Source organism: Polymorphospora sp. NPDC051019, from assembly GCF_040683055.1.
Taxonomy (GTDB): Bacteria; Actinomycetota; Actinomycetes; order Mycobacteriales; family Micromonosporaceae; genus Polymorphospora; species Polymorphospora lycopeni.
Map to the genome: position 1 here is coordinate 235859 of NZ_JBFBCH010000009.1, position 23895 is coordinate 259753.

21 protein-coding genes are annotated in these 23895 nt (G+C 72.2%); 7 read left to right on the forward strand and 14 right to left on the reverse strand.

Annotated features, from left to right (window positions below):
- Positions 1 to 110 precede the first annotated feature (110 nt).
- From AB0M79_RS18605 to AB0M79_RS18620, 4 genes are all read left to right on the forward strand, one after another.
- Complete coding sequence (locus AB0M79_RS18605) at positions 111 to 1706, forward strand: C40 family peptidase (RefSeq protein WP_364214812.1); 1596 nt, start codon at positions 111 to 113, stop codon at positions 1704 to 1706.
- Between the two features lie 631 nt (positions 1707 to 2337).
- The gene (locus AB0M79_RS18610) at positions 2338 to 4128 is read left to right on the forward strand and encodes a hypothetical protein (protein ID WP_364214815.1); all 1791 of its coding nucleotides are present in this window, start codon (positions 2338 to 2340) and stop codon (positions 4126 to 4128) included.
- 302 nt (positions 4129 to 4430) lie between these two features.
- Positions 4431 to 5960 (forward strand): DEAD/DEAH box helicase, encoded by a 1530-nt coding sequence (locus AB0M79_RS18615; protein ID WP_364214969.1) that lies wholly within the window; start codon positions 4431 to 4433, stop codon positions 5958 to 5960.
- A 102-nt stretch (positions 5961 to 6062) separates the two neighbouring features.
- Entirely contained in the window at positions 6063 to 6674 is a 612-nt protein-coding gene (locus AB0M79_RS18620) for a putative glycolipid-binding domain-containing protein (RefSeq protein ID WP_364214972.1), read from the forward strand.
- A 49-nt stretch (positions 6675 to 6723) separates the two neighbouring features.
- On the opposite strand, the gene AB0M79_RS18625 is transcribed toward AB0M79_RS18620, so the two are convergent.
- Positions 6724 to 7815 carry a PLP-dependent cysteine synthase family protein gene (locus AB0M79_RS18625; RefSeq protein ID WP_364214818.1) on the reverse strand — a complete coding sequence of 364 codons (1092 nt, stop codon included), beginning with the start codon at positions 7813 to 7815 and terminating at the stop codon, positions 6724 to 6726.
- Positions 7816 to 7914: 99 nt separating this feature from the next.
- On the reverse strand, positions 7915 to 8370 hold the full coding sequence (locus tag AB0M79_RS18630) for an Lrp/AsnC family transcriptional regulator (protein ID WP_357540619.1): 456 nt from the start codon (positions 8368 to 8370) through the stop codon (positions 7915 to 7917).
- A gap of 242 nt (positions 8371 to 8612) precedes the next feature.
- Here AB0M79_RS18630 and AB0M79_RS18635 point away from each other — a divergent pair, with 242 nt between their 5' ends.
- Complete coding sequence (locus tag AB0M79_RS18635) at positions 8613 to 8894, forward strand: BldC family transcriptional regulator (RefSeq protein ID WP_357540617.1); 282 nt, start codon at positions 8613 to 8615, stop codon at positions 8892 to 8894.
- 16 nt (positions 8895 to 8910) lie between these two features.
- Here AB0M79_RS18635 and AB0M79_RS18640 read toward each other — a convergent pair whose 3' ends face one another.
- Positions 8911 to 9549, reverse strand: a complete 639-nt coding sequence (locus tag AB0M79_RS18640) for a UbiX family flavin prenyltransferase (RefSeq protein WP_364214823.1) — start codon at positions 9547 to 9549, stop codon at positions 8911 to 8913.
- Positions 9550 to 9716: 167 nt separating this feature from the next.
- Here AB0M79_RS18640 and AB0M79_RS18645 point away from each other — a divergent pair, with 167 nt between their 5' ends.
- Positions 9717 to 10703 carry a terpene synthase gene (locus AB0M79_RS18645; RefSeq protein ID WP_364214826.1) on the forward strand — a complete coding sequence of 329 codons (987 nt, stop codon included), beginning with the start codon at positions 9717 to 9719 and terminating at the stop codon, positions 10701 to 10703.
- 57 nt (positions 10704 to 10760) lie between these two features.
- Here AB0M79_RS18645 and mqnP read toward each other — a convergent pair whose 3' ends face one another.
- From mqnP to hemL, 8 genes are all read right to left on the reverse strand, one after another.
- Positions 10761 to 11684, reverse strand: coding sequence for a menaquinone biosynthesis prenyltransferase MqnP (gene mqnP / locus AB0M79_RS18650; RefSeq protein ID WP_357540707.1), 924 nt, complete (start codon positions 11682 to 11684; stop codon positions 10761 to 10763).
- Positions 11660 to 13123, reverse strand: coding sequence for a menaquinone biosynthesis decarboxylase (locus tag AB0M79_RS18655; protein ID WP_364214829.1), 1464 nt, complete (start codon positions 13121 to 13123; stop codon positions 11660 to 11662). The genes mqnP and AB0M79_RS18655 overlap by 25 nt, the downstream gene beginning before the upstream one ends.
- Before the next feature lie 59 nt (positions 13124 to 13182).
- Positions 13183 to 14169, reverse strand: a complete 987-nt coding sequence (gene ccsB, locus AB0M79_RS18660; protein WP_364214832.1) for a c-type cytochrome biogenesis protein CcsB — start codon at positions 14167 to 14169, stop codon at positions 13183 to 13185.
- The gene (locus AB0M79_RS18665) at positions 14169 to 15797 is read right to left on the reverse strand and encodes a cytochrome c biogenesis protein ResB (protein WP_364214834.1); all 1629 of its coding nucleotides are present in this window, start codon (positions 15795 to 15797) and stop codon (positions 14169 to 14171) included. Before AB0M79_RS18665 ends, ccsB begins: the two co-directional genes overlap by 1 nt.
- Positions 15797 to 16633, reverse strand: coding sequence for a cytochrome c biogenesis protein CcdA (locus tag AB0M79_RS18670; RefSeq protein WP_364214837.1), 837 nt, complete (start codon positions 16631 to 16633; stop codon positions 15797 to 15799). The genes AB0M79_RS18665 and AB0M79_RS18670 overlap by 1 nt, the downstream gene beginning before the upstream one ends.
- Positions 16633 to 17148 carry a TlpA disulfide reductase family protein gene (locus AB0M79_RS18675; protein WP_364214976.1) on the reverse strand — a complete coding sequence of 172 codons (516 nt, stop codon included), beginning with the start codon at positions 17146 to 17148 and terminating at the stop codon, positions 16633 to 16635. Before AB0M79_RS18675 ends, AB0M79_RS18670 begins: the two co-directional genes overlap by 1 nt.
- Before the next feature lie 128 nt (positions 17149 to 17276).
- Positions 17277 to 17924 (reverse strand): histidine phosphatase family protein, encoded by a 648-nt coding sequence (locus tag AB0M79_RS18680; protein ID WP_364214840.1) that lies wholly within the window; start codon positions 17922 to 17924, stop codon positions 17277 to 17279.
- 16 nt (positions 17925 to 17940) lie between these two features.
- Positions 17941 to 19281, reverse strand: a complete 1341-nt coding sequence (hemL, locus tag AB0M79_RS18685) for a glutamate-1-semialdehyde 2,1-aminomutase (protein ID WP_364214843.1) — start codon at positions 19279 to 19281, stop codon at positions 17941 to 17943.
- A 143-nt stretch (positions 19282 to 19424) separates the two neighbouring features.
- Here hemL and AB0M79_RS18690 point away from each other — a divergent pair, with 143 nt between their 5' ends.
- A complete protein-coding gene (locus tag AB0M79_RS18690; RefSeq protein ID WP_357540599.1) occupies positions 19425 to 19760 on the forward strand; it encodes an STAS domain-containing protein in 336 nt (111 codons plus the stop codon).
- A gap of 77 nt (positions 19761 to 19837) precedes the next feature.
- Here the strand turns inward: AB0M79_RS18690 and AB0M79_RS18695 are convergent, their stop codons facing one another.
- The 3 genes from AB0M79_RS18695 to AB0M79_RS18705 form a co-directional block, all read right to left on the reverse strand.
- Positions 19838 to 20113: a hypothetical protein gene (locus AB0M79_RS18695; protein ID WP_364214847.1), complete on the reverse strand. Its 276-nt coding sequence runs from the start codon at positions 20111 to 20113 to the stop codon at positions 19838 to 19840.
- A gap of 69 nt (positions 20114 to 20182) precedes the next feature.
- Positions 20183 to 20737 carry a response regulator gene (locus AB0M79_RS18700; RefSeq protein ID WP_357540595.1) on the reverse strand — a complete coding sequence of 185 codons (555 nt, stop codon included), beginning with the start codon at positions 20735 to 20737 and terminating at the stop codon, positions 20183 to 20185.
- Between the two features lie 61 nt (positions 20738 to 20798).
- Positions 20799 to 23895: HAMP domain-containing protein (locus AB0M79_RS18705; protein WP_364214851.1), on the reverse strand; the 3097-nt coding region annotated here is incomplete at its 5' end.

Below are 23895 nucleotides of genomic sequence, written 5' to 3' on the forward strand. Positions count from 1 at the left end.
ATCGACAGGAGTGGCGCCGGTGCGGTAAGAAAAATTGGGACGCCACGACCGCGCGGCGTCACACCTCGCCCCGCTACCAGCGGGGCGGTTACCCACCGGACGGGGCAGGGATGGCCAAGAAGAACTCCAGGCGGCACCGCCGACAGGACGGCACGATCAGCTTCGTTCTGCGACCGGTGGCCTGGTCCGCTCTTCTCGCCGCCGCCGCGACGATGGCGCTCGCCGCACCCGCGTACGCCGATCCGCCCCTGCCGACGACGATCCCGGACAGCGGCAGCCGGCCGCTGCCGACCGGCCCCTTCCAACTGCCCGGCACCACGACCCCGAGCGGCGGCACGGGCACCCCGACGGTGCCGACCGTCAACGGTCCGCTGGCCGCCGACATCATGGCCAAGCAGATCGAATACGGCCGGATCAGCGACCAGCTCCTCAAGCTCCAGATCGACCGGGACGCCGCGACCACCACGCTGACCAATGCCGAAGCCACCCTGCGCACCGCCCGCGAAGACCTCGCCAGGGCCGAGGGGCTGGCCGACCAGAGCGCGACCGACGCGCTCAAGGACGCGGCCGCCATGCCGCCCGGCACCTTCGGCACCGACCTGCACGGCCTCGGCGCGCTCTCCCGGATCCAGAAGGGCGCCCAGACCGGCGCCGACACCGGCGCCGCGGCTCGCGAGGTCGCCCGCGCCCGCGCCGCCGAGCAGGCCGCCAATCAGGCCTACCTGGCCGCCAACACCGTCGCGCAGGGCCTGGTCGGGCAATACAACACCCTCGCGACGACCCACCGCCAGCAGGAATCCACGCTGCAGTCGTTGATGCAGCAGAACCAGGCCCAGGTCCTGCTCGCCGAACAGCAGCGGGACGCCCAGGAGCAGCAGCTCGCACCCGGCTACGACGGCAGCGGAAGCGTCGCGGGCAAGGTCGCCAACCCCAAGGCGGTCGGCGCCGTGAACTACGCCCTGGCCCAGCGCGGCAAGCCGTACGAGTGGGCGGCCGAGGGGCCGCACCGCTTCGACTGCTCCGGGCTGATGTGGGCCGCCTACCGGTCGGTCGGCCACACGCTGAACCGGGTCGCCAAGGACCAGTACTACGGCACCCGTAACAAGCCGGTGGCCCGCACCCAGCTCCTCCCCGGCGACATGCTCTTCTTCTCCAGCAGCAACAGGTGGCAGGACATCCACCACGTCGGCATGTACATCGGCGGCGGCAAGATGGTCCACTCGCCGACCACCGGCGACGTGGTCAAGGTCTCGACCGTCTGGTGGTCGCGCTTCTTCGGCGCCACCCGGGTCTTCGACGCGCTGCCGGCACCGAACAAGCCCCCGACGTCGCCGAGTCCGACTCCGCGCCCGACGACGCCCACCCCGGGTCCGACCACCCCGACCCCGGGTCCGACCACCCCGACGCCGGGTCCGACCACCCCGACCCCGGGTCCGACCACCCCGACGCCGAACCCGACCACGCCGAGCCCGTCCACGCCGCCCAGCCCGACCGAGCCCGCCGAGCCGACGACCCACCCGGGACCGACTACCAACCCGGAGCCGACCGCCGGCACCTCGGCCTCGGCCAGCGCGGGAACGTCCGCGTCGGCGAGCACCAGCGCCTCGGCCAGCGGCAGCGCCTCGGCGACCGCTTCGGCGAGCCAGCGGGTCAGCGCGGCGCCGTCCGGCGGCTCGCCGACGCCGAGTTCGACGTCGGGTCGCTGACAGGTCCGTCGCACTCCGGCTGTGCTCGTTCGCCGTGATGTGGCACGGTGGACGGTGAGGTTCGCTCTGCTGCCGGCGTCTGGAGCTGGGCAGGGCGTGGGCGCGGGAGGCACTGATGGACGAAGAGCGGGTTCCGCCGTACGCGGACCGGCCCCGCCCGGCGGCGGCCGACGCACCTGAGCAACCGGCGGCCACACCAGCCGCCGACCTGCCGCCCCTGCCCCCGCCGCCGCCGGTCGGCACCGCGCTGCCCGACGCACCAGCCGAAGAGCTGCCCGACCTGTACGAGCCGCCGCCGCCGCCCCCGACGGGCGCGCTGTGGCCGGGCCTCGCCGCACCGGAGCCGGTCCCGTCGCAGGTCACCGCCGTGCCGCCACCGGTTTCGGGTCCGCCGGCGGTATCCACGCCGCCCGTCGCCGCAGTGCCCCCGGTCTCCGCACCGCCCGTCACTTCCGCACCGCCCGTCACTTCCGCACCGCCCGTCACTTCCGCACCGCCCGTCGTTTCCGCGCCACCGGTCGCTTCCGCACCGCCCGTCGTTTCCGCGCCACCGGTCGCTTCCGCACCCCCCGTTGTCTCCGCACCCCCCGCTGTCTCCGCGCCGCCCGTCACCTCCGCTCCGGCGGCTCCGGTGGCGACGTCCCAGCCCGCAGAACCCGTACCCGCGACCGCCGAACGGCCGATGGTCGAGCGGTCCGCCGGCCGGGCCGTCGTCGGGCGGGCCACCGTCTCGGCCGGCACCGCCGCGTCGGCCGAAGAGGTCGCCCGGCTGGCCACACCGGTCCAGCCCGGACGCACCTACCGTGCCGGCGACCTGCGGCCGGCCGCCGCCGAAAGCCGGGCCGAGCCCGCCGCCCCGCCGACGGGAGCGAGCCTGCCGCCGCAGCCGGCCGCGGCCAGCACCCCGCCGGCGGCCGACCCGGCCCCAGCGGCTCCGGAGGCCGGCCCGTCGGCTCTGCCACCGTTGCAGCGCCGGCAGCCGAAAGCCCCCGAAGCCGACTCGCCGTGGTCGGCGTTCGCCAGCGGCTGGTCCGAGTCGGCGAACCCGGCGGAAACACCACCGGCAACCGGTCCGGCGCCGGCGGCCGCATCGGCGGCACCCGCGACGGCGACCGGATCGGGCACGCCGCCGTTCGAGAGCTCGTTCAGCTCGGCTCCGCCGCTCGTGCCGGCGCAGCGGGCACCGGAGTCCGGTGACGCCGCGCGCGCCCGGGTCTCCGTTCCGGGCCTGCAACGCGTCAGCGCCGCGGAGGTCGAGGCGGCCGTCGCGACCAACCGGGCCAGGGCGGGGGTCTACCGGGCGGCCCCCGACCGCACCGATCCGCCGGCCCGGCCCCACGATCCGGCGCAACCGTCCACCCCCGGCGAACCGTCCCAGCCGTCCCCGCCGCCCCGGCCGGATCCCGAGCACCCCGGCCCGGCGCCCACGCCACCGGTGCCGGCACCGCCGCCCGGCCCGCTGCCGGGGCCGGTCCCGCCGGGGCCGGGGCCCGTTCCACCCGGTCCGGTACCGGGGCCCGTCCCACCCGCACCGGAACCCGGTCCCATCCCACCCACGCCCCCGACACCGCAGCCGGGTCCCAACCCGGCCCCGCCCTTCCCACCCCCGCCGGCCGCCGCCGCGGGTGGCACGCCGGCGTGGCCGACGCCAGGTGCCGGGCCCGCGTCGCCGCCGGTGGTCGTACCTGCCCCGGCGTTGCCGGCCTGGCCCGCGCCGACCAACCCGACCGACCCGAACCGCCGGGCCGCCAGCCCGCCCGATCCGGCCAGCCGGGCCGCCGCACCGCCGGCAGCGGTCTACCCGCCACCGCCGTCACTGCCGGCGTACACGCTTCCGCCGACCACACCGACGAGCGGGCCACCGGACGCCGCCCCCTTCACCGCCCCGCCGGTCGGCACTCCGACAAGCGGCGGGCCGTACGGCCCGCCGACCGGTGGCGCACCCCACGGCCCGCCACCCACGAGCGGTGCGCCGTACGGTGCGACCGCCCCGCCGCACCTGCCGGCCGTTGGTACGCCGTACGGCGTACCCGGGGCGGGCGGCCCGCCCGGCGGCCCGGCACCGACCAGCGGTGCGCCGGCCGGTCCCGCCCCCAGGACCGAGGTGCCCACCTCGCCGGAGTACGGCCAGTGGGCCCGTGGGCAGCGGGCCGGCGGCACGGTGTACGGCGGCGACGGCCCGGGCGCCGGCCAGATGACGGTCGCGGTTCCCGGCGGCCAGTCGATCGAGCAGACCGGGTCGCTCACCGGCCACATCCTCGCTCAGGGGCGGCTGGACGAGCCGGTCACGAGGGGCAACACCGCGAAGGTCGTCGTCGTACTGGTGATCGGGTTGGGGATCCTGATCGCCGTCGGGCTGATCGTGGCGCTCGGGGCCGGTGACATCTTCGGCACCCTCTTCGACGGGCTTCTGGTCGGCTGACCGTGACCGGGCGATGCTCTCCGGGTGAGCCAGCCCACCCCTGGGAGCGCCGCGCGGCACGGTGCGGCAACTGGTCGTACACTTGTTGACGATTACTGACCTGGCATGCCCACGAGCATGTCCATGGGCGATCTTGCGGGCAGTTCAACGGCACTCTGACAGCCGTGGCGGGCCATTCGCGAAGAAGCGCCCCGCTCTGAGAGGTTTTCTTGACAGTCTTCGCTGATCCCAGCACGTTTCCATCCGTCTTCGAAACCCCGGTCGAGCCGGTCGAGACCACTTCCGCCGGCACCCCGACGCAGATCCGCGACTTCGCCGCACTCGGCCTGCCCGAGCCGCTCGTGCGCACGCTGCACCGGGAGGGCATCACCACCCCGTTCGAAATCCAGCAGGCGACCGTTCCCGACGCGCTCGCCGGCCGGGACGTGCTCGGCCGTGGTCAGACCGGCTCGGGCAAGACCCTGGCCTTCGGCCTGCCGATGCTGGCCCGGGTCGCCGCCGGCGGCCGGGCCCGGCCGCTGCACCCCCGGGCCCTCGTCCTGGTGCCGACCCGTGAGTTGGCGATGCAGGTCAACGACGCGTTGATGCCGCTCGGCCGGGCTCTCGGGGTGTTCCTGAAGACCGCCGTCGGCGGGGTGCCGTACGACCGCCAGATCGACTCGCTGCGTCGGGGCGTGGAGATCGTCGTGGCCACGCCCGGCCGGCTCGGTGACCTGATCTCGCGCGGGGTCTGCAACCTCGACGAGGTCGAGATCACCGTGCTCGACGAGGCCGACCAGATGGCCGACATGGGCTTCCTGCCCGAGGTGACCGAACTGCTGGCCAAGACCCCGGCCCACGCCCAGCGGCTGCTGTTCTCGGCCACCCTGGACGGCGACGTCGACACGCTGGTCAAGCGCTTCATGACCGACCCGGTCACCCACTCGACCGCGCCACCCACCGCTGCGGTGTCCACGATGGACCATCACCTGCTGCTGATCCCGCCGCACGACAAGTTCGCCGTTGCCGCGTCGATCGCCGCCCGCGCCGGCCGGACCATGATGTTCGCCCGCACACAGATGGGGGTGGACCGGCTCGTCGGCCAGCTCGCCGCGGTCGGCGTACGGGCCGGCGCCCTGCACGGCGGCAAGACCCAGCGGGTACGCACCCGTACGCTCGCCGAGTTCAAAGAGGGCCGGATGAACGTGCTGGTCGCCACCGACGTGGCGGCCCGTGGCATCCACGTCGACGGCGTCTCGCTGGTCGTGCACGTCGACCCGCCGAAGGACCCGAAGGACTACCTGCACCGGGCCGGGCGCACCGCCCGGGCCGGCGAGTCCGGTGCGGTGGTCACGCTGGTGCTGCCCAAGCAGCGGCGGACGACGCTGGCGATGCTGACCAAGGCGGGCGTCGAGCCGGTCGAGACCCGTACCCGCGCCGGTGAGCCGGCACTGGCGGAGCTGACCGGGGCGCGCGAGCCCAGCGGCGTACCCGTGGTCGACGAGCCGGCGCCGCGCCGGCCCGAGCGTTCCCGTGGTGACCGGCCGGCCGGTGGCTACCGCCGGTTCGGCGACCGCCCCGAGGGCGAGCGGCGCTTCCGCGGCGGCGACCGGCCCGCCTCGGACCGGCCGGGCGGCGAACGCCGGTTCGGTGACGGCGCGGGCCGCGCCGAGCGGGGCAGCGACTGGCGGGCCACCGACCGACGTGGCGGGTTCCGGCACGACGGCCGCCCCCGGGACGACCGTCCCCACGACGGTCGCCCGCGCGACGACCGGCCGTACCGGGACGACCGGCCGCGCGACGACCGCCGGCAGGGCGACCGCCGGTTCGGCCGTCCGAGCCGTACCCACTGATCCCACACGTCCGACGGGCCGGCGGTGTCGACACCGCCGGCCCGCGCCGTGTCCGGCGTACGGGCGGCGGCGGACGGCGGTAACGTCCGGTCCATGTCGACGATGCCGAAGTCGCTGTACTGGACCCGTACCGACGTGCCGGGCGCCGAACACGCCCTGGTCGACGACCGGCGTGGCCTGGCCGTCAAAGGGGTGGCGTTGGCGGTCGATCCGATCGCCTACACCTGCCAATACGAGCTGTCGACCGACGAGGCGTGGCGGACCGGCCGGCTGGAACTGACCGTCGAGGGCAGCGGCTGGCGGCGTACGCTGCGGCTGGAGCGGGCGGCCGGACGGTGGCGGGCGGCAACGGGTGAGCAGGGCGATCTCGATTCGGTGTTGCGGGCCGGTGGCCACCCGGGCGCAGGGCTGCCCGGCACCGAGGACCCGGACAGTCTCGAGTCGGCGCTCGACGTCGACGTCAGCGGGAATCCGCTGTTCAACACGTTGCCGATCCGGCGGCTCGGCCTGCTGACCGCGGCCCCCGGCACCACGTACGAGGTCACCGTGGCCTGGGTGCTGCTGCCGGGTCTGGAGGTGATCCCGGCCGAGCAGTCGTACACGGCGCTCGGTGGTGGCCGGGTGCGCTTCGAGAGCGAGGGGTTCACTGCCGAGATCGACGTCGACGCGGACGGGTACGTGACCCGCTATCCGGGCCTGGCCAGCCGTCCCTGAGACGGCCGGCCCCACACAGCCCGGCCGGGCCGCGCCGCGCCGGCGCGGGTCAGGACGGCCAGGTGCCGGTGGCCAGGAAGCGCTCGACCGTCGCCCGGTACGGCGCCAGGTCGAGTCCCTGCGCGGCGACCCACTCGTCGGCGTAGTAGGTGTCGGCGTACCGTTCGCCGCCGTCGCAGAGCAGGGTCACCACCGAGCCGGTCTCCCCGGCGGCGCGCATCCCGGCGATCAGTCCGAACGCTCCCCAGAGGTTGGTGCCCGTCGATCCGCCGACCCGGCGGCCGAGGACGGTGCAGGCGGCCCGCATCGCGGCGAGCGACGCCGCGTCCGGCACGCTCACCATCCGGTCGACGACCGACGGCTGGAACGACGCCTCGACCGTGGGCCGGCCGATCCCCTCGATGCGGGAGCCGCGGCCGGTCCGGACCGTCCAGTCCGCCGCCTGCCACGCCGGGTAGAAGGCGGAGTTCTCCGGGTCGACGACGCAGATCTTGGTGGGGTGCCGCTGGTAGCGGACGTACCGGCCGATGGTCGCGCTGGTGCCGCCGGTGCCGGCGCCGATCACGATCCAGGCGGGTACGGGGTGCCGCTCCAGGGCCAACTGGGTGAAGATCGATTCGGCGATGTTGTTGTTGCCGCGCCAGTCGGTGGCCCGTTCGGCATAGGTGAACTGGTCCATGAAGTGGCCGCCGAGGTCGTCCGCCAGCCAGCGGGCCTCGACCACCACGGCGGCGGGATCGGCGACCAGGTGGCACTTGCCGCCCTGGAACTCGATCAGCGCGATCTTCTCCGGTGACGTCGACGCCGGCATCACCGCGATGAACTGCAGCCCGAGCATCCGGGCGAAGTACGCCTCCGACACGGCGGTCGAGCCCGACGACGCTTCGACGATCGTGGTACGCGGCCCGATCCAGCCGTTGCACAGGCCGTAGAGGAACAGCGACCTGGCCAGCCGGTGCTTGAGCGAGCCGGTCGGATGGACGGACTCGTCCTTCAGGTAGAGGTCGACGCCCCACTCGCGGGGCAGCGGGAACGGCAGCAGGTGGGTGTCGGCGGAGCGGTTGGCGTCGGCCTCGACCATCGCGACCGCTTCGGTGACCCAGGCCCGGTCGGCGGCGTCGCATCGGTCCAGGTGTTCCATCCGCCGACGGTAACAGGGCGGGCCACCGCCCCCACTCTCCCGTCGATCAAGGACAAGCCGTGCCCGCTTCGCGCCGATTGTCCGCCAACTTCTCCATGATCAGCGCTCGCCGGGGATTGGCTGGGGGCGGTTCTCCCACTTGGTCGACAGCGCGATCGCGGTACGGGTGGACGCGACGCCCGGCGTCCGATTCACCCGGACGATCAGTTGCTCCAGTTCGGCGATGGTGCCGACCCGCGCCTTCAACAGGAATGACTCGACACCGGCCAGGAAATAGCACGACTCGATCGCCGGAATGGCACGGAACGCCGCGAGCAGGTCGTCGGTGTCGCCGCCGGAGTCCTCGACGACCCCGATGAGTGCGGTCACCCCCAGCCCGACCGCCTCCGGCTCGACGTCGGCACGGTAGCCGCGGATCACGCCACTGGCCTCCAGCTTGCCGATCCGCTCGTGCACCGCCGGCGCCGACAGCCCCACCTGTCGGGCGAGTTCGGCGAACGAGAGCCGGGCATTGCCCCGCAGCAGTTCGACCAGGCTCAGATCAATGGCGTCCACGGCATCAGACCCTAATCGGAGCACCCGTGGTCCGAGACATCCGGTCGAAAGAAATCGACCAAAACAAACTTAGTTCGCAAATACTACCTGCTAACTTCCCACACAGTGCGTTTTCCGCGTTTCCCGGACACGGCACGCTAGCGGTGCTCTAATGACCGTACGTCCCTATCAAAGGCTCCGGCCCACGCCCCGCGGGGGTGGCGTGAGCTGCCCGGAGACTCTGTCGACGCGAGGAGGGGGCCGTGGACACTGGAGACCGTCTGCTGACGCCGGGCGAGGTGGCTGCGCTTTTCCGCGTCGACCCGAAAACCGTGACCCGATGGGCCGCGGCCGGCCGGATCGGCAGCATCCGCACGCCCGGCGGACACCGGCGCTTCCGCGAGTCGGAGGTCCGGGCCCTGCTGGAGGGTGAGGGCGTCCTCGACGAACTCGAAGAGGGCCCCGAGAACCGGCCCCGTAACGCCGGCCCGGCGAACCCGCCCGGCGGCGGCCCGGCCGGCGCCGGCAACATGGGCATGCACTGACCGACCCGGCCGGTGCTCAGGAGCCCTCGGCCCGGGCGGCACCCAACTCACCCGCCCAGCGCCGGAAGAGGGTGTGCTCCACACCGAGCGCGTCCAGCACCTTGCCGGCCACGAAGTCGACCAGTTGCCCGGCGGAGGCCGCCGCGCCCGCACCGTAGAACCCCGGGCTGGCCGGCAGCACCACCGCGCCGGCGTCGTACAGGGTGATCAGGTGTTCGAGGTGGCTGCGGGTCACCGGCGTCTCCCGGGGCACCACGACCACCGGTCGGCGCTCCTTGAGATTGACCTCCGCCGCCCGCTGCAGCAGGTCCTTGGACAGACCGATCGCGATGCCGGCGCAGGCCGCCGTGCTCGCCGGCACCACCGCCATGCCCCGCACCGGATAGGACCCGCTGCTCGGGCCGGCCGCCAGGTCGCCGGCCGCCCAGTGCACGATGTCGGCGGTGGCCAGGTCGCGTCCCAGCCACCGGGCCAGGTCGTCCTTCCAGCGCCCGTCCCGGAACGGCAGCCCGGTCTCGTCGAGGATCGTGAGCCGGGCGGCCCGGGAGACCACCAGATCGACGGCCTCACCCGCGTCGAGAAGCGCGCGCAGCACGGCCGCCGCGTACGGCGTACCGGACGCGCCTGAGACACCGATCACCCACGGCCTTCGCATAGCGTTTAGCCTCTCGTGAGACGACGGCCGGCTGATCACCGACCCACCCGGCTATTCGCCCCCGATGCCGGTCTTCCCATCGGGCGTGCGATGCCGGACGGTCGTGACGAGACAGCGGGCAGGTACGCGCGAAGGGCAGGGCATTGAGTATCGATCATGCACGACCGATGTACGCGGCGTGCCCGATCCCGCCACGAATCTCCCCGTACGCCGAGGAGGTTCAGCGCTGGCTGGTCGACTGGGTGCGCGGCACCGGCCTGCCCCTGGACGAGACCGGTGCCCGACGGCTGGCCTCCGGCGGCTTCGCCCGCTACGCCGGCCGTCTCTACCCGACGGCGACGGCCGCCGACCTGCGCACCCTGACCGCGCTGTTCACCTGGTTCTTTCTGATCGACGACGCCTGGGACGGACCGGCGGTGCCCGGTCAGCAGCACCTGCGGGCCGTACGCGACGAGATCCTGACGGTGCTGCGGACCGGGGCCGCCACTCCGCCCGGCCCCGGCGCGCTGTTCACCGGACCGCTGCGCCGGATGCTGGTCGACGCCTGGCGGGAGCCGTACGGGCGGCTGACGGCGACGGCCCGGAGCCGGTTCGTCGACGCGGTCGCCCATCATCTCGACGGGGTGCTGGTCGAGGCCGCCAACAAGGCCACCGGCCGCCGTCCCGGGATCGCCGAATACGTCGAACTGCGCCGGGCCACGTCGGCGGCGTACGTCTCGTACACCTTGATCGAGTTTGCGACCGGCTCGGCGCTGCCGGACCGGATCCACCGGCACCCGCTGGTGCACGAGATCGCCACCACCGCCAACGACCTGCTGTCCTGGTTCAACGACGTGGTCTCGCTGGAGCACGACACGGCGGTGGCCGGCGGCCACAATCTGGTGCTGGCGGTGGCCGCCGAGGAGCGGCTGCCGGTGGCCGAGGCGATCGGGGCGGTGGAGACGCGGTGGCGCACGACGATGCGCCGGTTCACCGAGCTGCGGGCGGCACTGCCACGGTTCGGCCGGGCGGTCGACGGGCCGCTGGCGGAGTATCTCGACGGGGTGGCCAACTCGGTGCGCGGCACCATCGACTGGTCGCTGGAGTCGGCCCGCTACCGGGGGCACGATGCCGGCAAGCCGGCCCCGTGCGCCCCGGACCCCAAGGCCGGCTGACACCGGCCCGACCGACCCGACCCCATCGGGGATGCGGGCCCGGCCGGCCCGTCCCCGTCAGGGGCGCAGGCCGAGCCGCACGACCAGGTCGAGCAGCGCGAAGAAGAAGAGCGCGATGCCGACGAAGCCGTTGGCGGTGAAGAAGGCGCGGTTGACCCGGGACAGGTCGGTCGGCGTGACCACCACGTGCTGGTAGGCGAAGGCGGCCGCCGTCAGCACCAGCCCGATCCACCACGGCCAGCCGAAGCCGACCAGCGCACCGAACCAGACGAAGAGCGCGAACGTCACCACGTGGGCGACGGTGGAGGCGTGCAGCGCCCAGCCGATGCCGTACCGGGCCGGCACCGACCGGACCCCGATCTCCCGGTCGACCGCGGTGTCCTGGCAGGCGTAGATCAGGTCGAAGCCGCCGATCCACAGCCCGACGGCCGCACCGAGCAGCCAGGCCGGCCCCGAGCCCTCGAACGTGCCGGTGACGGCGAGCCAGGCGCCGACGGGTCCGACCGCCTGCGCGACCGCCAGGATCGCGTGCGGCCAGTCGGTGAACCGCTTGCCGTAGGGGTAGACGACCAGCGGCACCACGGCGAGCGGCGCGAGTGCCAGGCAGAGCGGGTTGAGCGCCGCCGCCGCGGCCAGGAAGACGACGATCGCGACGCCCGCGCCGGTCCAGGCCGTCCGGACGCTCACCGCACCGGTCACCAGTTCCCGGCCCGCCGTACGCGGGTTCCGGGCGTCGATCCGCCGGTCGATGATCCGGTTGGCGGCCATGGCGAAGGTACGCGCCCCGACCATCGCGATCGTGATCAGCAACAGGTCGAGCCAGCGGATCCGGCCGCCGTCGACCTGCATGGCGGTCAGCGCGGAGAGGAAGGCGAACGGGAGCGCGAAGACCGAGTGTTCGATGGCGACCAGCCGCAGGAACGCCTTCACCCGACCGGGTGCGGGGGCGGTGGTGGTCACGAGATGCCGTATTCCTTCCAGCGCTTGTCGACCAGCGAGGTCACCTCCGGCGACATCGTCATCCGCTCCGGCCAACCCCGGGTGTAACCCTCGGTCGGCAGCTTGCGGGTCGCGTCGACACCCGCCTTGCCGCCCCAGAACTGCTGGTAGGACGAGTGGTCGAGGTGGTCGACGGGGCCTTCGGTGAGCAGCAGGTCGCGGGAGTAGTCGACGTTGCCGAAGGCTCGGAAGGCGACCTCGTTGTAGTCGTGGACGTCGCAGTCCTCGTCGACGACGATGATCAGCTTGGTCAGCGACATCAGGTGGGCGCCCCAGATCGCGTTCATGACCTTCTGGGCGTGCTTCGGGTAGCGCTTGCGGATCGAGACGATCGCGCAGTTGTGGAAGACGCCGGCGGCGGGCAGGTCGTAGTCGACGATGTCCGGGATCAGCAGCTTGAGCAGCGGCTGGAAGATCCGCTCGGTGGCCTTGCCCAGGCCGTGGTCCTCCTGCGGCGGCTGGGAGGTGACGATCGAGTGGTAGACGGGGTCGCGCTGCATCGTCATGCACTCGACGTGCATCACCGGGAACGGCTCGACCGGCGTGTAGAAACCGGTGTGGTCGCCGAAGGGGCCCTCCGGCAGCCGCTCGCCCGGCTCGATGTAGCCCTCCAGCACGATCTGGGCGTGCGCCGGCACCTGGATCGGGACGGTGAGGCAGTCGACCATCTCGACCCGCTCGCCGCGCAGGTAGCCGGCGAACAGGTATTCGTCGATGTCGCCGGGGAGTGGCGCCGACGCCGAGTAGCAGACGACCGGGTCGGCGCCGATCGCGACGGCGACCGGCAGCCGCTCGCCGCGCCGCTCGGCGACGGCGTGGTGCGCGGTGGAGTCCTTGTGGATCTGCCAGTGCATGCCGAGCGTGTTGTGCGAGTGCTGCTGGAGCCGGTAGAGGCCGAGGTTGCGCTTGCCGCTCTCCGGGTGCTTGGTGTGGGTCAGCCCGTAGTTGTGGAAGATGCCGCCGTCGCCGGGCCACACCTGCAGGCCCGGCAGCCGGTTCAGGTCGACGTCCTTGCCCTTGTAGACGACCTGCTGGCAGGGAGCGGTCTTGACCTTCCTCGGCGGCAGCGACTTGAGTTGCAGCACCTTGCCGAGTCCTTCGCGGATGCCGGACCAGCCGACCGGCAGCTCCGGCTTGATCATCGCGCCGATCCGGGCGCCGACCTCGTTCAGATCGTCGACGCCGAGTGCCATCGACATCCGCTTCTCGGTGCCGAAGAGGTTGATCGCGACCGGCATCTCGCCCCGGGTGGGCCGCTCGAAGAGCAGCGCCGGGCCGTCGGCCCGGACCGTACGGGTGACGATCTCGCTGATCTCCAGCGTCGGATCGACCGGTACGCCCACCCGGCGCAGCTCACCGGCGCTCTCCAGCGCCGCGAGGAAGTCCTTCAGGTCCTGGTACGGGAACCCACGTGCCGCCATGCTTCGCAGACTTTCCTTCCGGTCGACGTACGGCCGCGGGGTCGGTTGGCCCGACCCGGTCAGGCGTACGAGTGCAGGCCCTCGAAGAACAGGTTCACGCCGAAGAGGTTCATCAGCATGCTGAGGAAGCCGATGATCGCGATCCAGGTGGCGACCTTCCGCTTCACGCTCGGGGTGGCCCGGGCGTGCAGGTAGCCGGCGTAGATCACCCAGGAGATGAACGACCAGGTCTCCTTGGGGTCCCAGCCCCAGTAGCGGCCCCACGACGCCTCGGCCCAGATCGCCCCGCCGATGACACCCATCGTCCACAGCGGGAAGGCGAAGGCGTGGATCCGGAAGGTGAGCCGTTCGAGTACGTCGGCGGCCGGAACCCGCTCGGCGAGGCTGTACGGGAAGCCGCGCTTGCCCTGGTCGTAGCCGTTGCGCAGCAGGTAGAGCACCGCCGGCACGATGCCGAGCACGAACGCGCCGGAGGCGAGCCCGATCGCCGAGATGTGCACGTAGAACCAGTAGGAGTCCAGGGCCGGGACCAACGGGCCGACCGGGGTGTAGATGACCAGGCCGGTCACGCCGAGCAGGAGCACCATGACGAGGGTCATGAACAGGCCGAGGTGCCGCAGGCCGGGCCGGCGCAGCAGCAGGCCGAGCCAGGCGGCGATGCCCACGAAGGTGACCGCGAGCACGAACTCGTACATGTTGCCCCACGGCATGCGCTCGGCCGCGATGCCCCGGGTGACCAGGGTGCCGAGGTGCAGTACGGCGGCGACGACGGTGAGGACGACGGCGATGCGACCGGCGAGCGCGGCCCGGCCGGACGACGGCGGGTCGAGCCGGTCGGCGGCCGGTTCGTCGACGGCCGGTGGCTCGAAGGCCGGCTGGTCGCCGCCGGCACCGGCACCGACCAGGGCCGGTTCGCGGGCCGGCCGGACGGCGGCCCGACCCACCAGGCTGCGGTCGCCGAACGCGAACTCGACGGCGTGACAGATCATGGCGACCAGGTAGGCCATGATCGAGACCACCAGAAGCTGGTCGGACAGAGCGGCCATCAGCTTTTCCCTTCGCTGCGCTCGACCGCCGCCACGAGTTGCTTGAACTCGTCGGCGAACCCGGAGTAGTCGGTGCGCGGCAACCCACCGGCCTCCATCAAGCTACTACCGCCCGTCGTGGAAGCGGTCGCGGGGGGCTCCGTACCGGCCACGGCCGGCGTGGCGGGCCGCGCCGGCCCGGTCCGGAACCAGATCCGGCGACGCTTCCCGAAGATCGACATCATCAGGCCGGCGAGCATGACGATCGAGCTGACCAGCACGATCCGCTCACCCGGGTCGTACCGGACCGACAGCGTGATGAACTCGCGGGTGCCGACGAACTCGACCGTCGAACCGTCGTCGAGCGTCCAGCTCTCGCCGGGGCGCATCAGCTTCGCCTCGCCGATCTGCTTGAGCTTGCCGGCCTCCACCTGACGCTGGTCGAGGACGTAGACCGAGCTGGGGATGCCGGCGTCGAGACCCAGGTTGCCCCGGTAGGCGATCAGCATCAGCGCCGGCGACCGCTCGGCCGGGAACACCGAGCGGACGTACGGCGGCGCGTCCGGAGCGGTCGGCAGGTAGATGCCCTCGAAGGCCATCTGCTGGTCGGGGTCACGGTCCCCGGTCGCCGGGTCGATGTTGACGTCGGGGAACGCGGCGACACCCTCGCCGGTTAGGTTGCCGTCGGTGGTCAGGAACGGCGCCACCGAGGTCTGCACCCGGCCGAGCCGGTCGGTGTAGCGGATCACCGGGGCGTAGCCGTGGCCGAGCAGGTAGGCGCTGGCGCCGTCGAGACGTAGCGGCGAGTTGACCGAGAACTCGACGTCGCGCGGTTCACCGCCGGCCTCGTCGACCTTCGCGCTGGCCTGGAAGTACGACGGCTGGCCGGTATCCAGGAAACGGGCATCGAAGTCGGTCAGTTCGAGGCAGAACGGCGGCAGGTCGGCGGCGTCGACCCGGGGGCCGAGCCCGGTTTCGGCGTACTGCTGGAGGTTGTTGCAGAAGGCGGTGTCCGGACCGGCGACCAGCAGGCGGTTGCCGTGCCAGCCGTACCAGGAGCCGAACGCGACGCCGAACAGCACGCCGATCAGCGCGAAGTGGAAGATCAGGTTGCCGGTTTCCTTGAGGTAGCCCTTCTCCGCCGACACCTCACCGTCGCGGACCACCACCCGCCAGCGGCGCTTGCGCAGCACGGCGGCGATCCGCGCCGGGTCGGCGGCCGGCGCGGCCAGGACCGCGTGCTGCGGCAGCCGGTCGAGCCGGCGCGGCGCCGCGGGCGGCGCGGCCCGCAGGGCGCGTACGTGGTCGCGCAGGCGGGGCACGATGCAGCCGATCAGCGAGACGAAGAGCAGCACGTAGATCGCCGAGAACCACGGCGACGCGAAGACGTCGAACCCGCCGAGCCGGTCGATGATCGGATAGAGGTCGGGGTTCGCCCGCCGGTACGCCTCGACGTTCTCGATGTTGACGTCACGCTGCGGCAGGATCGAACCCGGGATCGCCGCGACGGCGAGCAGGAAGAGCAGGACCAGCGCGGTACGCATGCTGGTGAGCTGCCGCCACGAGTTGCGCAGCAGGGCCAGCACCCGGTTGGGCCGGCGCGGCGGCGGGGCGGCGGGCGGTGCGACCCGGTCCTCGACGACGGACATCAGATCACCACCGTCACGTCACCGACGTTGAAGGTGGTCTGCAGCCAGATCACGAAGTCCTGCCAGCCGCCGGTGAGCAGGGCCAGCCCGATGACGATCAGCAGCGCGCCGCCGATCCGGGTCACCCAGCGGCTGTTGCGCCGCACCGCCCGGAAGACCCCGAGCAGCCGCTGGAAGAACAACCCGAACGCGACGAACGGCAACCCCAGCCCCAGGCAGTACGCGACCGCGAGCACCACCGCCCGGTCGGTCTGCCCGCTGACCGCGGCCATCGTCGTCACCGCGCCGAGGGTCGGGCCGACGCAGGGCACCCAGGAAAGGGCGAAGACCGCACCGAAGACCGGCGCGCCGAGCAGCCCGGCGGACGGCAGCCGCCGGATGCGGAACTCGCGCTGCATGCCCGGAACGAGGCCGAGAAAGGCCAGGCCGAGCACGATCACGATCAGCCCGGCGGCGATCTCCAGGGCCCGCTCGTACTCGAACAGCACCCGCCCGATGCTGGCGAACAGGATCGCGGTGGCGGTGAAGACCACGGTGAACCCGGTGATGAACAGCAGCGTCCCGGCCAGCATCCGGCCCCGGACCGCGGTCGGCGTACGGGTCGCCACGGCGACCCCGCCGCCGGTGCCGTCGGGTTCGCCGGTCGGTGGAACGGCCGGCGCCGGCCGCCGCGCGTCGAGGTCGGCGCCGGCCAGCCCGGTCACGTAGGACAGGTAGCCCGGCACCAGCGGAAGCACGCACGGGGAGAGGAAGCTGACCAGGCCGGCCAGGGCGGCCGCGCCGATCGCCAGCAACAACGGGCCGCCCTGGGCGATCTCCGCGAAGGTCTCACCCATCAGCGGTCCCGCGGCCGTTCCGCGGCGATCCGGGCGACGATCGGTTCCAGCGTCTCCTGCCGTACCGCCTTGCGGATCACCACCGCGATCCGGCCGTCGCGGTCGAGGACCACGGTGGCCGGAATGGTGTTGGGCGGTACGTCGAAGGCCAGCGCGAGCCGGCTCGCCGGGTCGAAGAGGCTCGGGTAGCTGACCCGGCCCTCCTCGAAGGCGATGGCCTTGTCGCGGGCGTCCTGGATGTTGATGCCGAGGAAACGCACGCCGCTGTCCTTGGTCGCCTGGTAGGTGCCTTCCAGGTCGGCGGCTTCGGCCCGGCACGGCGCGCACCACGAGCCCCAGAAGTTGACCACCACGACCTGGCCCCGGTCCTGGATGACGTCGTAACGACCGCTGTCGAGCAGTTCACCCGCGACCTCGGGGGCGGCCGGCCGGTCGTCCGGGGCGCATTCGATCACGCCGTCCGGCGTGGTGTCGCAGTCCTGCTCCCAGCCGCCGTCGCGGGTGCAGCCGGCCAGCGCGACGGCCGCGAAGAGGGCCACCAGCAGCGCCAGGCGGCCGGGCCGGCTCGCACCCGCCCTTTTCACCGCGCTCACGGCTGCACTCGACCTGGTCGCCGCGTTCGCGGCTGCGATCTGCACGGCCGTCACGCGCCCTTGGCCGTACGGGCCCCTGGCGACATGGCGACCAGGTGCGCGGCCGGCTCCGAGTAGCCGATTCCGACGACCTTGGCCCCGTCGAAGTGGAAGGACGTGAGGCTGGCCAGCCCGCACTGCCGCTTGCGCGGGTCGTGCCACAGGCGCTTGCGCTCGACGTGCCGGCGCAGCGTCCAGATCGGCAACTGGTGGGAGACGCAGACCGCTTCGCGGCCCTCGGCGGCGACCCGGGCGGCGTGCACGGCGGCGAACATGCGCTCGGCGATGACGGTGTACGCCTCACCCCACGACGGCGTCATCGGGTCCCGCAGCACCCACCAGTTGCGGGGGTCACGGAAGGAGCCGTCGCCGGGCGACACCCGCTTGCCCTCGAACCAGTTCGCGCTCTCGATCAGCCGCTCGTCGACGGCGACCTGGAGGCCGAACTGCGCGGCGATGGGTTCGGCGGTGTCCTGGGCCCGTTCCAGCGGGCTCGCCACGACGTAGGAGATGTCCCGGTCGGCCAGCGCCTGCGCGGCCGCCTTGGCCATCTGCGTGCCCAGTTCGGACAGGCGGTAGCCGGGTAGTCGCCCGTAGAGGATCTTCTCCGGGTTGTATACCTCACCGTGCCGCAGCACATGGACGACCGTCTCAGCCACCGTTCACCCCCGCCTGTCAACCACCGTGCGTCCGCGCGGCCGCGGCCGCGTCGGCGGCAGCCGGAAGGGCCGCCGCGATCTGCTCCAGTGCGGCGTCGTCCAACGCCGCCGAGACGAACCACGACTCGAACGCGCTCGGCGGCAGGTAGACCCCGGCCGAGAGCATCGCGTGGAAAAAGGCCCGGAACGCGGCGGTGTCCTGGGTGCGCGCGCTGTCGTAGTCGACGACGTCGGCCTCGGTGAAAAAGATCGAGAACATGTTGCCGGCGTACGACAGCCGGTGCGGGACACCGGCGGCGGCCAGCGTGTCGGACGCGAGCTTGCCCACGGTGGCGGACAGTTCGTCGAGCCGGGTGTAGAGCGCCGCGTCGGCCAGCCGCAGGGTGGCCAGGCCGGCGGCGCAGGCCAGCGGGTTTCCGGACAGCGTGCCGGCCTGGTAGACCGGGCCGGCGGGGGCGAGCCGGGCCATGATCTCGGCCCGGCCGCCGAAGGCGGCGGCGGGCAGCCCGCCACCCATGACCTTGCCGAACGTGAACAGGTCGGCGTCGACCGGGTCGAGCCCGGCCCAGCCGCCGGCGGAGACCCGGAAGCCGGTCATGACCTCGTCGACGATCAGCAGCGCGCCGTGTTCGTGCGCGATCCGGGCCAGTTCCTGGTTGAAGCCGTCGCGGGGGGCGACCACGCCCATGTTGCCCGGGGCCGCCTCGGTGATGACGGCCGCGATGTGCTCGCCGTCGGCCGCGAACGCCGCCGCGACCGCGGCCGGGTCGTTGTAGGGCAGCACGATCGTCTCGCTGGCCGCGGCGCCGGTGACGCCGGGCGAGTCGGGCAGGCCGAGGGTGGCGACGCCGGAGCCGGCGGCGGCGAGCAGCGCGTCGACGTGGCCGTGGTAGCAGCCGGAGAACTTCACGATCCGGGACCGCCCGGTGAAGCCGCGGGCCAGCCGGATGGCCGACATGGTCGCCTCGGTGCCGGAGTTGACCAGACGGACCTGCTCGACCGGGGTACGGGCGACGATCTCGGCCGCCAGCTCGACCTCGCCGGCGGTCGGGGTGCCGAAGCTGGTGCCCCGCGCGGCGGCCTCCTGCACGGCGGCGACCACCTCCGGGTGGGCGTGCCCGAGGATCAATGGGCCCCAGGAGCTGACCAGGTCGACGTAGCGGCGGCCGTCGGCGTCGAAGAGCCACGGGCCGACGCCGCGGGCCATGAACCTCGGCGTGCCGCCGACCGCCTGGAAGGCGCGCACGGGAGAATTGACCCCGCCCGGGATGATGCGTCGGGCGCGGTCGAACAGGGCCTCGGAGGCGGGCGCGTCAGCCGGGAATCGGCTGGCACCGGCGGTATGCGTTTCGGTCACGGTGCTGCCATTCTGACAGCGCTGCGGCGCTGGCTGGCAGCCACCCCTGCCGAGGGCAGTCAACGTCACCCGGTGGAACCCACCGGTCACCGGCGCCGTCCGGTCGACGGGCCGGGTGGGCGAGAGCGCGATAAGGTGGCCTTGTGGAGCGTCCGGAGCTGTCGATCGCGGTGCAGCGTACGGCCGACGAGGCGGTGGTGACCCTGGTCGGCGAGATCGACATGCTCACCGCGGCACGCCTGTCGAGCACGGTGAACGAACTGTTGATCGATCCACCGGCCCGGATCGTCCTGGACCTGGCCGGTGTGACGTTCTGCGACTCCCAGGGGCTGGGCACCCTTGTCGTGCTCAGCCGTAAGGCGAGCCACTCACGCAGCCCGCTGATCCTCACCAACGTGGGCGACTTCCTGCTGCGGGTGCTCGACATCACCGGCCTGCGTTCGGCGCTGATGGTGCGAAACGAGCAGTCCGCCGGCTGATCCGGGCGCGGTCGTCGCGGCTGGCGTCGTCGTCGGTGCTGGCGCGATCTTCGCGGCTGGCGCGGTCGCCCGGCCGCTCAGCGGTCCCCGGCGTCGACCGTGGCCAGCGCTCCGAGCACCGCGGATCCGGTGGCGAACCCGACCACCACGAAGACGGCGGCCTGCAGCCAGCCGCTGGCGCCGGCCAGCAGCGAGTGGGCCAGCAGCACGCAGAGCAGACCGGCGATCGGGCCGCTGAGCAGCGCCAGCAGGATCGCCGTACGCCGCCGGCCGGGGCTCGGCCGCGGAAGCGTGTGGAACCGGTACAGCGGGTCGAGGTGACCGGGCGCGGGGAACGTCTCACGCTGCGACATGCCCCGACAACTACCCGCATCGACAGCGCTGGAAACGGCACCCGGCCGGCTCCGCGGTGCGGCGAGCCGTCAGGCGCCGGTTCCCCAGCGGGCCTGCTCCAGCAGTTCGACGGCGCGCTCGCGGGCCGACGGGTCGTCGGAGCGCAGTTGGGCCGTTGCCGCGTCGACGGCCTCGGTCAGCGACCGCCACTGCGCCTCGCGGGCGCGTACGGCCTCGGACTGCGCCGCCAGCTGGCGGCTCTTGGTCCACAGGTCGACAAAAATCGACACCTTGGCCCGGAGCACCCACGGGTCGAACGGCTTGGTGAGGTAGTCGACCGCGCCGACCGCGTAGCCGCGCAGGGCGAGCTGCGCGTCGCGGTCGGCGGCGGTCAGGAAGATGATCGGCACGTGCCGGGTACGTTCCCGGCGCTTGATGTGGCTCGCCGTCTCGAAACCGTCCATGTCGGGCATCTGGGCGTCGAGCAGGATCACCGCGAAGTCGTCGACCAGCAGCCGCTTCAGGGCGGCCTCACCGCTCTCGACTGCGACCGACTGCACCGGCAGTCCCTGGAGGATCGCCTCCAGGGCGAGCAGATTGTCCTTCCGGTCGTCGACGAGCAGCGCTTTCGCCATTTCGGTCACTGGGTGGGGCCCTTCGTCGTGGTGCCGGCTGCGTACGCGTCCGTCCCGGACGCCCGGACGGTCACGCCTTTACCTCCCGCCCCCCGCCGTTGACCCAGTCCGCCATCAGGGCGATCAGGTCGTCGAGGTCGACGGGTTTGGTGATGTAGTCGCTGGCCCCGGCCGCCAGGGCGGACTCCCGGTCACCCGGCATCGCCTTGGCGGTCAGGAACACCACCGGCAGGTCCGCGAACCGGTGATTGCGCCGGATCGCCCTGGTCGTCTCGTATCCGTCCTGGTCAGGCATCATCGCGTCCATCAACACGATATCGACCTCGGGATGCTCGGCGAGCAGGCGTACCCCTTCGGCGCCGTTGTCGGAATAGAGCACCGTCATCCCGTGCAGTTCGAGCGCGCTGGTCAGGGCGAAGACGTTCCGTACGTCGTCGTCGATGATCAGCACGGTGGTGCCGTCGAGCTGGCGGGTGACCGGCGCGGCCGGCAGCTCCTCGGCGGCCGGCAGCACCAGCGACGGGCTGACGCGGGCCGGCGGCAGCGGGGTCGGCCCCGGCGTCACCACCGCGTCCGGCGCGAGCACGTCCGGCAGGAACAGCGTGAACGTCGACCCCTGCCCGGGCGCGGACGAGACGACGATCGTGCCGCCGAGCAACTGGGCGATGTCCCGGCTGATCGACAGGCCCAGGCCGGTTCCGCCGTACCGGCGGCTGGTGGTGCCGTCGGCCTGCTGGAACGCCTCGAAGATCAGCGACAGCTTGTCGTCGGAGATCCCGATCCCGGTGTCGATCACCGCGAAGGCCACCACCTGGCGGGCGGTCGCCAGCGCCGGTACGTCGAAGTACATCCCCTCCGGAGCCTGGCCGATCTGGAGCCGTACCGCCCCGGTGTCGGTGAACTTGACCGCGTTGGAGAGCAGGTTGCGCAGGATCTGCTGGAGGCGCTGCGCGTCGGTGACGACCACCGGCGGCAGGTCCCGGGTGATCTGCACCTGGAACTCGAGGTTCTTCTCCTCGGCCTGCGGGGCGAACGCCTGCTCGACGTAGGCCTGGATGTCGGCGAAGCCGACCTCGGTCGGCTCGACGTCCATCCGGCCGGCCTCGATCTTCGACAGGTCGAGGATGTCGTCGATCAGGGAGAGCAGGTCGGACCCAGCGCTGTGGATCGTGCGGGCGAACTCGATCTGCTTCGGGCTGAGGTTCTGCTCGGTGTTGTCGGCCAGCAGCCGGGCGAGCAGGAGCAGCGAGTTCAGCGGCGTACGCAGCTCGTGGCTCATGTTGGCGAGGAACTCCGACTTGTACGCCGACGCCCGGGACAGCTGCTGGGCCTTCTCCTCCAGACCGATCCGGGCCATCTCGATCTCGCGGTTCTTGGTCTCGATGTTGCCCTTCTGCTCCGACAGCAGTTGCGCCTTGTCCTCCAGTTCGGCGTTGGTGCGCTGCAGTTCCGCCGACTGCTCCTGCAACTCGTGGGCCAGTCGCTGGGACTGGGCGAGCAGTTCCTCCGTACGCCGGTTGGCCTGGATCGTGTTGAGCGCGATCCCGATCGTGGCGACGAGCCGTTCGAGGAAGGTCAGGTGCAGTTCGGAGAAGGCGGCGACGCAGGCGAACTCGATGACGCCGAGCAGTTCGCCCTCGAAGAGGACCGGCAGGACGACCAGGTCGCGCGGGGTGGCTTCGAGCAGGCCGGAGCGCAGGGTGAGCTGGCCGGCCGGCGCGGTGGCGCCGACCCGGATGATCCGCCGGGACACCGCGACCTGGCCGACGAGCCCTTCGCTGGGCCCGAAGGTGACGTCGTGGTTGCGGGCGACGTAGCCGTACGATGCGGTCAGCCGCAGCCGGGTGACGGCCTCGTCGTTGTCGGCGAGGAAGAAGGCGCCGAGTTGCGCGTCGACGAGCGGTGTCACCTCGGTCATGATCATCCGGCAGACCTCGCCGAGGTCCCGCTGGCCCTGGAGCAGCCCGCCGATCCGGGCCAGGTTGGAGTCGAGCCAACCCTGCTCGGCGTTCTTCTTGGTCGTCTCGCGGAGCGTGACGATCATCTGGTTGATGTTGTCCTTCAGCTCCGCGACCTCGCCCTGCGCCTCGACCGCGATTCGCTGGGTCAGGTCACCGCGGGTCACCGCGGTCGAAACCTGGGAGATCGCCCGCAGCTGGGTGGTCAGGGTGGAGGCGAGCTGGTTGACGTTGTCGGTCAGGTCACGCCAGGTGCCGGCGACGCCACGCACCTGGGCCTGGCCGCCGAGCTTGCCCTCGATGCCGACCTCGCGGCCGACCCGGGTCACCTCGTCGGCGAACGACGACAACTGGTCCACCATCGTGTTGACGGTCGACTTCAGCTCCAGGATCTCGCCCTGCGCGTCGACGGTGATCTTCTGACCGAGGTCGCCGCGGGCCACCGCCGTGGTGACCGAGGCGATGTTCCGCACCTGGGCGGTCAGGTTCGACGCCATCGAGTTGACGTTGTCGGTCAGGTCACGCCAGGTGCCCGAGACGCCACGCACCTGGGCCTGACCACCGAGCTTGCCCTCGATGCCGACCTCGCGGGCCACCCGGGTCACCTCGTCGGCGAACGACGACAACTGGTCCACCATCGTGTTCACCGTCGACTTCAGCTCCAGGATCTCGCCCTGCGCGTCGACGGTGATCTTCTGCGAGAGGTCGCCGCGCGCGACCGCGGTGGAGACCTGGGCGATGTTGCGGACCTGGGCGGTCAGGTTCGACGCCATGAAGTTGACGTTGTCCGTGAGGTCGCGCCAGGTGCCGGCCACACCGCGCACCTGGGCCTGACCGCCGAGCTTGCCCTCGGTGCCCACCTCGCGGGCCACCCGGGTCACCTCGTCGGCGAACGACGACAACTGGTCCACCATCGTGTTCACCGTCGACTTCAGCTCCAGGATCTCGCCCCGGGCGTCGACCGTGATCTTCTGCGACAGGTCGCCCTTGGCGACGGCCGTGGTGACCGAGGCGATGTTCCGCACCTGCGAGGTCAGGTTCGACGCCATCGAGTTGACGTTGTCCGTGAGGTCGCGCCACGTGCCGGAGACGCCCTTGACCTGGGCCTGGCCGCCGAGCTTGCCCTCGGTGCCCACCTCGCGGGCCACCCGGGTCACCTCGTCGGCGAACGACGACAACTGGTCCACCATCGTGTTCACCGTCGACTTA